The organism is Protofrankia sp. Cr1, assembly GCF_963555865.1.
Classification (GTDB): domain Bacteria; phylum Actinomycetota; class Actinomycetes; order Frankiales; family Frankiaceae; genus Protofrankia.
Window position 1 is genome coordinate 9,261 of record NZ_CAUVXO010000113.1, and the last position, 1,257, is coordinate 10,517.

Genomic DNA, 1,257 nt, shown 5'->3' on the forward strand with positions numbered 1-1,257 from the left:
TCAGGGTGTGAAGGCGAGGCAGACGTCGTGCCCGCCGAAACCGAACGAGTTCGACAACACCGCACCGGTCGGGATGGCCCGGTTGTCGATGGCCACCACATCCAGATCGATCTCGTCGTCGAGCGCGTCGAGGTTGCGGGTGGCCGGCACCGTGCGGTCGCGCAGCGCCAGGACACAGAACACCGCCTCGACCGCGCCGGCCGCGCCCAGCAGGTGCCCGGTCATCGACTTGGTCGAGGTCACGGTGACCCGGTCGAGCGCGGCCCCGAGCGCGGCCCGCAGCGCCCGGGCCTCGGCGACGTCCCCGACCCGGGTGGAGGTGGCGTGGGCGTTGACGTGTACGACGTCGGTCGGGACGAGCCCGCCGCAGCGCAGCGCCGCACGCACCGCCCGGGCCGCGCCGGCACCGCTGGGTTCGGGTGCCGCCACGTGGTAGGCGTCCGCGCTGGTACCCGAACCGGCCAGGGTGGCGTACACCCGCGCGCCCCGGGCGCGGGCGTGGTCGGCGGTCTCCAGCACCAGCACCCCGGCGCCCTCACCGAGCACGAAGCCGTCCCGGCCCTTGTCGAACGGCCGGGACGCCTCCCCCGGCGCGTCGTTGCGCCGGGACAGGGCCTGCATCTGGGCGAACCCGGCCAGCGGCAGCGCGTGGATCGCCGCCTCCGACCCCCCGGCGAGGGCGATGTCGGCCCGGCCGGCCCGGAGCATGTCCAGGGCGTAGCCGATGGCCTCCGCCCCGGACGCACACGCGCTGACCGGGGCGTGCACGCCGGCGCGGGCGGTGAAGGCGAGCCCGACGGTGGCGGCCGGGCCGTTGGGCATCAGCATCGGCACCACGTGCGGGGAGACCCGGCGCGCCCCCCGTTCGCGCAGCACGTCGTACTGGCTGAGCAGGGTCAGGACCCCGCCGATCCCGGAGCCGATCACCGCCGCGAGGCGTTCGGGGTCGACCTCGGGCGTGCCGGCGTCGGCCCAGGCTTCCCGGGCGGCGACCAGGGCGAGCTGCTGGACCCGGTCGATGGTGCGGGCCTCGACCCGGCCCAGCGGGGGCTCCACCGCCAGCGGTGCGGCGATGTGGACCGGTAGCTGTTCGACCCAGTCCTCGGTGAGGCGGCGGGCCCCGGAGCGGCCCGCGAGCAGCCCCTCCCACGTGGACGCGACGTCGCCGCCAAGTGGAGTGGTTGCCCCGAGGCCGGTGACCACGACCTGCCTGGGGGTCTCGGTCACGCTGCGACACCCGCCCGCTGGATGTAGGAC

At 75.9% G+C, this 1,257-nt stretch carries 1 protein-coding gene; it reads right to left on the reverse strand.

The features are described 5' to 3' along the window. Window positions 1-1,227 carry a beta-ketoacyl-ACP synthase II gene (fabF, locus tag U9980_RS11670; RefSeq protein WP_322767931.1) on the reverse strand — a complete coding sequence of 409 codons (1,227 nt, stop codon included), beginning with the start codon at window positions 1,225-1,227 and terminating at the stop codon, window positions 1-3. Between the last annotated feature and the right edge of the window lie 30 nt (window positions 1,228-1,257).